The organism is Streptomyces chilikensis (assembly GCF_001642695.1).
GTDB lineage: Bacteria > Actinomycetota > Actinomycetes > Streptomycetales > Streptomycetaceae > Streptomyces > Streptomyces chilikensis.
In genome coordinates this window covers 944,640-952,971 of the sequence record NZ_LWCC02000005.1, presented here as the reverse complement: position 1 = coordinate 952,971, position 8,332 = coordinate 944,640, and the positions used below count along the sequence as shown (strand labels likewise).

Here is an 8,332-nt window from a genome sequence, read left to right as displayed (position 1 = left end):
GCGGGGCCGCCCGGGGCGCCGTAAATGGTCGTCGGAGGGGACGCGAACCGGGGTACGGTTCAAGGAGCCACCGATCCCGGACCGGCGGGTCATCCGGAAACACCATGTACGTAGGGACGCTGTCCTTCGACATCCTCCTCGGCGACATACGCTCGCTGAAGGAGAAGCGCTCCGTCGTCCGCCCGATCGTCGCCGACCTGCAACGCAAGTTCGCGGTCAGCGCCGCCGAGGTGGACCATCTGGACCTCTACCGCAGGGCCGGCATCGGCCTGGCGGTGGTCTCCGGGGACGCGACGCACGTGGCCGACATACTGGACCGCTGCGAGCGGATGGTCGCCGGCCGTCCGGAGGTGGAACTGCTGTCCGTGCGGCGGCGGTTCCACGGCGACGACGACTGATCTGCACAGAACGCTGTAACACGAGGAACAAAGGGAACGGGAGACGGACCAGTGGCCGACAACGCGCGGGCGAAGAGGCTGGCGGACCTCATCCGAGAGGTGGTGGCCCAGAAGCTGCAGCGTGGGATCAAGGACCCGCGGCTCGGCTCGCACGTCACCATCACGGACACCCGGGTGACCGGGGACCTTCGGGAGGCGACCGTCTTCTACACGGTGTACGGCGACGACGAGGAGCGCAAGGCCGCCGCGGCCGGGCTGGAGAGCGCCAAGGGCATCCTGCGCTCCGAGGTCGGCCGGGCCGCCGGGGTGAAGTTCACCCCCACCCTCACCTTCGTCGCCGACGCCCTGCCGGACACCGCCCGGACCATCGAGGACCTCCTCGACAAGGCCCGGCAGTCCGACGCCAAGGTGCGCGAGGCGTCCGCCGGAGCCGCGTACGCCGGCGAGGCGGACCCGTACCGCAGGCCGGGTGAGGACGACGACGAGGCCGGGACGGACGACACCACCGCATGACGCAGCACACCACCACGCCCGACGGCCTTGTCATCGTCGACAAGCCGTCGGGCTTCACCTCGCACGACGTGGTCGCCAAGATGCGCGGGATCGCGAAGACCCGGCGCGTCGGCCACGCCGGCACCCTCGACCCGATGGCGACCGGCGTGCTGGTCCTCGGCGTCGAGCGGGCCACCAAGCTTCTCGGACACCTGGCGCTCACCGAGAAGGAGTACCTCGGCACCGTCCGGCTCGGCCAGACCACGGTCACCGACGACGCCGAGGGCGAGATCACCGCGTCGGCCGACGCCTCGAAGGTCACCCGCGAGGCGATCGACGCGGGCGTCGCCGAACTGACCGGCCGCATCATGCAGGTGCCGTCCAAGGTCAGCGCCATCAAGATCAACGGCGTGCGGTCCTACAAGCGCGCCCGGGAGGGCGAGGAGTTCGACATCCCGGCCCGCCCGGTGACGGTCTCCTCGTTCCTGGTCCACGACGTCCGCGAGGCGGTCGCCGAGGACGGCACCCCGGTGACCGACCTGGTCGTCTCCGTGGTCTGCTCCTCCGGCACCTACATCCGGGCGCTCGCCCGCGACCTCGGCGCCGGGCTCGGCGTGGGCGGTCACCTGACCGCGCTGCGGCGCACCCGGGTCGGTCCCTACCGGATCGACACGGCGCGCACCCTGGACCAGCTCCAGCAGGAGCTGACCGTGATGCCGGTGGCGGAGGCCGCCACCGCCGCCTTCCCGCGCTGGGACGTCGACGACCGGCGTGCCCGGCTGCTGCTGAACGGCGTACGGCTGGAGATGCCCGAGGAGTACGCCGGCCGCGGCCCGGTCGCGGTCTTCGGGCCCCAGGGCGTCTTCCTGGCCCTCGCCGAGTCGCTGAAGGGCAAGGCCAAGAGCCTGGCCGTGTTCGGCTGAGCCCCCGCCGGGCGGGACCGTGGAGCGGCGGCGCCACCGGGCGCTCCGCCGCTCCACGGGTTCCCCCCTCGGTTCCCCCGGGAGAACCTCTTTCCATCCGCACCGCCGTATTCACCCGTCCGGACGGGCGCTCGGAGTGAACGGAGGGAGTGGAAGGGGGCGCGTTTTCCCGCCCACCCGCCCCGCTGATCATCTTCGGCCTACCGTCGGAGCGGACCGGCACGGCAGCGGGAGGACGGGGCATGGCGGGAGCGCACGAGGGGACGGAGGACGTCCGGCGGCCGGACGGCGTGCGCGCCGCCCCCGAAGCGGCACTGGTCACCCTCTGCGACCCCGCCGGACGCCCGCGCGGCACCGGATTCGCCGCCGACCACCACGGCACGCTGATCACCGCCCACGAGGTGGTGGACGGCCTGGCCCGGCTCCTGGTCCGGGCGGGCGACCGCACCCTCGCCACCGCCGACGGCGCGATCACCCCCCTGCCCGTCCTCGGCCTCGCCCTGGTGCGCGCCGAGGGGCTGGGCGCCGCCCCGCTGCCGGTGTCCCCGCGGGCCGCCGTCGGCCCCGGCGCCTACGTGCGGATCGTCGCCGCCGGACTGCGCGAGGCGCGGGTGCTGGGCGTCACCGACGCGGCCCACCGGACCCACGTCCTGCGCGGCGTCCTGGAGCTCGCCATCGGCACGGCGGGCCGGGAGGCGCTGCGTCCCGGCGGTGGGGCGGCCGGAGGACCGGTGCTGGATCCGGTCACCGGCGCCGTGCTCGGCGTCGTCGGCACCGGCCTGAGGACCTGCCCGGCCGGGGCCGCCCCGGACACCGGCGCCGGCCCGGACCCGCTCGGCGGGCACCGCGCCGCCGGGTACGCGCTGCCGCTGCGGGCGGCCACCGGACCCCTCGCCGAGCTGCTGGCCCGCAACGCCGCCACCGTCCCCGCCTACGGCCCCGACCTCAACCTGGCCGCCGTCGTCGAGCTCACCGCCACCTCGGCGGCCTCCGACGGACCGGCCCGCGGACCGGTCGAGCCCGTGCCGCGGACGGACGTCGAGCGGGAGTTCGCCGCCTTCGAGCGGGGCGGGGCGGTCGTGCTGGGGCTCGTCGGAGCGCCCGGCAGCGGCCGGACCACGGCCCTGGCCGAGCTGGCCGCCCGCCGCCACCGCGCCACCGGCGCCGCCGCTCCCACCCTGTGGCTGCGCGGCGCCGACCTCCGGGACGGCGACACGTCGGTGGCCGACGCCGCCCGCCGCGCCCTGGACCGCGCCGGGCGCATCGCCGCCGCCGCGAGATTCCCGCACTCCCGCACCGGCGACCCCGGCGAGCCGCGCCCCGGCGAGGCGGGACGCGGCGGGACGGGACGCGGCGAGGCGGAGCTCCTCGCGGCGGGGCTCGGGGACCTGTCACCGGAACGGCTGGCCCGGATCGCCCGCGAGGCCGGGCGGCCGCTGCTGATCGTGCTGGACGGGCCGGAGGAGATGCCGCCCCTCCTCGCCCACCGGATGCCCGCCTGGACCGAGGGCACCGCCGACTGGCTCCGCGCCCACGGCGCCCGGATGGCCGTCGGATGCCGCTCCGAGTACTGGGAGCGGGCCGGCGCCGAGTTCCCGCCCGAACTGCTGCACGGCCCGGCCGGCGACGCCGCCCGCACCGGCACCCTCCCGCCCTGCGTCCGCCTGGGCGACCTCACCGCCGAGGAGGGCCGCCTCGCCCGCGAGCGGTTCCGCGTCCCCGAGGGCGTGCTCGGCGGCGTCGACGCCCGCCACCCGCTCACCCTGCGGCTGCTCGCCGGGGTGCGCACCGCCCTGCCCGACGCCGAGGACCGCCGCCTCACCCGGCACGAGGTCTTCTCCGCCCACCTCGACCTGGCCTGCCTGCGCGTCGCCGTCCGGCTCGCCGCCGCCGGAGGACAGCGCGGAGCCGCCATCCGCCGCCTCGCCGCCAAGGTGGCCGGGCAGGTCCACGAGGCGGCCCGCCGCAGCCTCGGCCCCGGCCAGGGCGGACTCGACCGGGAGGCCTTCGAGGCCGTCTTCCCCTGGGGCCCCGCCCCCGCCCGCCTCGGAGGCGGCACCGGCTGGGCCCGGGCCGTGCTCACCGAGGGACTGCTGGTCCCGGCCGGCGCCGGGTACCGGTTCGCCGACGAGGAGTTCGCCGACTGGCTCCAGGGCCTCCACCTCGACGTCGACGAGGCGCTGCGCGCGCTGGTGCTGCGCCGCGGGGCGGGCGAGGCCACCGGGCACCCGCTGCCGGTGCCCCGGCACCGGATCGGGCCCGTGGTGCAGGCCCTCCTCCACCTCGGCCGCGACCGCGGCCCCGCCGAACTGTCCCGCAGGCTCGGCGCGCTGGCCGCCGCCACGGAGACCTCCACCGACACCTGGTGGGCCGCCCGGCTGCTGGCCGGCACGCTGCTCGGCCTGCCCGACGCCTCCCCGTACACGGCGCTGCTGCGGCGCCTGGCCGACCGGATCGCCGCGCGCCAGAGGGAGGGGCGGCCCGCCCCGGAGGAGTTCGGCCCCGACTTCTGGACGTCGGTGCCGCTGGACACCGGGGAACGCTTCGGGCTGCTGCACCGGCTGGTGGTCACCGCCCCCGCCGGCACCGGCAGCCGCTGGCTGGACGCGGCGGCCCGGCTGCTCGCCGAGGACCCCGCGCCCGCCCAGCGGCAGCTCACCCACTGGTTCGACGACGCCCGCCCGCTGCCCGCCGCCCCGCACGCCACGGTGGCCGCCGCCGCCCAGGCCCTGCTCTACGCCCACCGCCACCGCGGCCTGGACGACCTCACCGAGGCGCTGGCCGACTGCGCCCACCCCAAGGCCGCCGAACTGCTCGCCGTGCTCGCCGAGGAGGAGCCCTCCGCGCTCTGCCGCGCCGTCGACCGCTGGGCCCACGACCCGCGCACCGCCCGCCGCGTCGCCGCCGTCACCCACGGCCGCCTCGCCGCCCGCCACGTCCGCTCCGACGCCGACCGCGACCTGCTGCGGTACGCCGCCCTGGCGCTGCTCGCCCGCCCCGAGGACGCGGCGCTGCACGGCGGCGCGCTCGCCGTGCTGGTCCGCGACCCCCGCACCCGGGGCCGCCACCTCCCCGACGCCCTGCGCCGCTTCGTGGCCGGGGACCCGCAGCTGCCCGCCGAGGCGCTGGTGCCCGCGCTGGCCACCCACCCCGAGCCGGTGCTCGACGCCTTCCGGGACCGGCTGCGGCAGCCCGGCGGGGGCGAGGCGCTGGACGCCCTCGCCGAGGTCACCGCGCCCGCCCTGGCCCGGCGGATCGCCGCCCTGATCCGGGAGGCCGTGCGGGGCTGCGGCCCGGCGCGCGGAGCGACGTCCGTCGCCGCGGCGGTCGCGGGGTACGTGGACCGGCGCCTCGACCACGGGCCCGCGGTGCGCGCGGTGCTGCTGCCGCTGGTCACCGGACTGATCGCGGACGGCCCGCCGCCGGTCCGGGCAGCGCTGGCCGCGGTGCTGGCCCGGCCCGGCGCCCCCGCCTCCCGGCCGCTGCGGCAGGAGCTGCTGGCCCGGCTGCTGGCCGGCGAGGACGAACCGGTGACGGCCGCGGTCGTGCCGGCCGTCGCCGCCCGGACGCAGGGCCCGCGTCCGGCGGAGGGCACCGTGGAAGGCGCCGGGGCGGGCGCGGCGGCGGGCGCTCCGGCGGGCTGAGGGCAGGCCCCCGGGGAGTCCGCCCAGGGCGTCCCGCGCTCCGCCGGTGATCAGGTGCCCGTGCCGATCACCCATGCCGATGCCGGTGCGCCGACGACGGCATGGCACTCTTGGAGCTGCATCACAGGCACACACGGACACGGGTTCGACGAGGAGCGGTCACAGTGCAGCGCTGGCGTGGCTTGGAGGACATCCCCCAGGACTGGGGGCGCAGCGTCGTCACCATCGGCTCCTACGACGGAGTGCACCGCGGACATCAGCTGATCGTCCGGCACGCCGTGGAGCGCGCGCGGGCCCTCGGCGTCCCCTCCGTGCTGGTCACCTTCGACCCGCACCCCAGCGAGGTCGTCCGCCCCGGCAGCCACCCGCCGGTGCTCGCCCCGCACGCCCGGCGCGCCGAGCTGGCCGCCGAGCTGGGCGTCGACGCGGTGCTGGTGCTGCCGTTCACCGAGGAGTTCTCCAAGCTCTCGCCCGCCGAGTTCGTGGTGAAGGTCCTGGTCGACAAGCTGCACGCCCGCGCGGTCGTCGAGGGCCCCAACTTCCGGTTCGGCCACAGGGCCGCCGGTGACGTGGCGTTCCTCGCCGAACAGGGACGGACCTACGACTTCGAGGTCGACGTGATCGACCTGCACGTCAGCGGGGAGGCGGGCGGCGGGCAGCCCTTCTCCTCCACCCTGACCCGGCGTCTGGTCGCGGCCGGCGACGTCGAGGGCGCCCGGGAGATCCTGGGCCGCCCGCACCGCGTCGAGGGCGTGGTGGTCCGCGGCGCCCAGCGGGGCCGCGAACTCGGCTACCCCACGGCGAACATCGACACCCTGCCGTTCAGCGCGATCCCCGCGGACGGGGTCTACGCGGGCTGGCTGAACGTCGCGGGAGAGACCATGCCGGCCGCCGTCTCCGTCGGCACCAACCCGCAGTTCGACGGCACGGAGCGCACGGTCGAGGCGTACGCGATCGACCGCGAGGGACTCGACCTCTACGGCATGCACGCGTCCGTGGACTTCCTCGCCTTCGTCCGCGGGCAGGCCAAGTTCGCCACCCTCGACGACCTCCTCGACGCGATGGCCCGCGACGTCCAGCGCTGCCGCGAACTCATCGCCGCGGCGGCCTGACGGCCGGAGTGCGGGCCCCGCGGCACGCTGCCCGGCCCGCACGCGTCAGGGCCGGCCGGGGTCCCCGGCCGGCCCTGACGCGTGTGCGGGCCGGTCCCACGGGCGGCTGAGCAGCCCGTGGGGGCGCGGGCTCACGTCCCGGCGTGACGCGCCCCCGCGCGGTGCCCGGCCCCGCGGCTCACCGCGCCGGCGGCCCGGGCGGCTGCTGGGGGTAACCGGGGTGCGGCGGCTGCTGGGGCGGTACCTGTCCGTACGGCTGCTGCGGCTGCTGCGGGACCTGGCCGTACGGTCCGGCCGGCGGGGCCGGGTACCCGTACTGGCCCGGGGCCGCCTGCCCCGGCATCGGCGGCGCGGCGACCGGCGGCGGGTTCCCGTCCGACGTCCACAGCCCCTGTGCCTGCTGGTGCCGCACGAAGTCCTCGGCCACCAGCGCCGCCAGGTTGAAGTACGCCTCCCGCACCTTCGGCCGCATCATGTCGAGGTCGACCTCCGCGCCCGCCGCCAGGTGCTCGTCGAAGGGCACCACCACGACGGCCCGGCAGCGGGTCTCGAAGTGGCTGACGATGTCCTCCACCTTGATCATCTTGCCGGTCTCGCGGACGCCGGAGATCACCGTCAGGGAGCGCTGCACCAGGTCCGCGTAACCGTGCGCGGAGAGCCAGTCGAGCGTGGTGCTGGCGCTGCTCGCACCGTCCACCGACGGCGTGGAGATGATGATCAGCTGGTCGGCCAGGTCCAGCACCCCGCGCATGGCGCTGTAGAGCAGACCCGTGCCGGAGTCGGTGAGGATGATCGGGTACTGGCGGCCCAGGACGTCGATGGCCCGCCGGTAGTCCTCGTCGTTGAAGGTGGTGGAGACGGCCGGGTCCACGTCGTTGGCGATGATCTCCAGGCCGGAGGGCGCCTGCGAGGTGAACCGGCGGATGTCCATGTAGGAGTTGAGGTACGGGATCGCCTGCACCAGGTCGCGGATGGTCGCCCCGGTCTCACGGCGGACCCGGCGGCCGAGCGTGCCGGCGTCCGGGTTGGCGTCGATCGCGAGGATCTTGTCCTGCCGTTCGGTGGCCAGGGTGGAGCCCAGCGCCGTGGTGGTGGTCGTCTTGCCGACGCCGCCCTTGAGACTGATCACCGCGATCCGGTAGCAGGAGAGCACCGGCGTGCGGATGAGGTCGAGCTTGCGCTGCCGCTCGGCCTCCTCCTTCTTGCCGCCGATCCGGAAGCGCGAGGCCGCCGCCGCGGGACGCGTGCTCCTGGCCCGCTGCCTCCTGTTGTTGAGCAGCCGGTCGGACGACAGTTCCACGGCGGCCTGGTAACCCAGCGGCGCGGCACCAGGATTGACCGGTTGCCGCTGGTCGTGCTGCACCGCCTGCGGCCACGCGGCGGCGGGGGTGCGGGGATCCACCGGCGCGGCGGGCGGCTGAGCCGCCGCGCCCTCCTGCGGGAAGCCGTAACCGCCCTGCTGGGCCGCGGCGTCGGGAGCGCCCTGAGGCGGCTGCCCGGGCTGCTGCGGCTGGGGCTGGGGCTGGGGCTGGGGGAAGCCGTACCCCTGGGCCTGCGGCTGCGGCTGCTGGGGCTGCTGGGGGTAAGGGTGCTGCGGGGGCGCGGGCGGCGCGGCCGGGAAGCCGTAGCCCTGCGGGGGCTGCTGCCCGGGCTGGTGCTGCGGTTGCTGCGGGAAGCCGTAACCCTGCTGCTGCTGCTGCTGCTGCTGCTGCGGCGGGAGCGGGGCGCCGAAACCCTGTGCGGGCTGGGCGGGCTGTGCCTGC

5 protein-coding genes and 1 pseudogene are annotated in these 8,332 nt (G+C 76.5%); 5 read left to right on the top strand and 1 reads right to left on the bottom strand.

Going from position 1 to position 8,332, the window contains the following annotated elements; translation table 11 throughout:
* Positions 1 to 104: 104 nt before the first annotated feature.
* The 5 genes from A2U95_RS04290 to A2U95_RS04270 all read left to right on the top strand — a co-directional run bounded on the left by A2U95_RS04290 (position 105) and on the right by A2U95_RS04270 (position 6,569).
* Complete coding sequence (locus A2U95_RS04290) at positions 105 to 398, top strand: DUF503 domain-containing protein (protein ID WP_166020891.1); 294 nt, start codon at positions 105 to 107, stop codon at positions 396 to 398.
* 51 nt (positions 399 to 449) lie between these two features.
* A complete protein-coding gene (rbfA, locus tag A2U95_RS04285) occupies positions 450 to 911 on the top strand; it encodes a 30S ribosome-binding factor RbfA (protein ID WP_166020890.1) in 462 nt (153 codons plus the stop codon).
* Complete coding sequence (gene truB, locus A2U95_RS04280; RefSeq protein WP_166020889.1) at positions 908 to 1,813, top strand: tRNA pseudouridine(55) synthase TruB; 906 nt, start codon at positions 908 to 910, stop codon at positions 1,811 to 1,813. The genes rbfA and truB overlap by 4 nt, the downstream gene beginning before the upstream one ends.
* Before the next feature lie 242 nt (positions 1,814 to 2,055).
* Positions 2,056 to 5,457 (top strand): serine protease, encoded by a 3,402-nt coding sequence (locus A2U95_RS04275; protein ID WP_166020888.1) that lies wholly within the window; start codon positions 2,056 to 2,058, stop codon positions 5,455 to 5,457.
* Between the two features lie 164 nt (positions 5,458 to 5,621).
* Positions 5,622 to 6,569 (top strand): bifunctional riboflavin kinase/FAD synthetase, encoded by a 948-nt coding sequence (locus tag A2U95_RS04270; RefSeq protein WP_166020887.1) that lies wholly within the window; start codon positions 5,622 to 5,624, stop codon positions 6,567 to 6,569.
* 217 nt (positions 6,570 to 6,786) lie between these two features.
* Here the strand turns inward: A2U95_RS04270 and A2U95_RS04265 are convergent.
* Positions 6,787 to 8,332, bottom strand: a pseudogene (locus tag A2U95_RS04265) (MinD/ParA family ATP-binding protein); the annotation flags it as partial.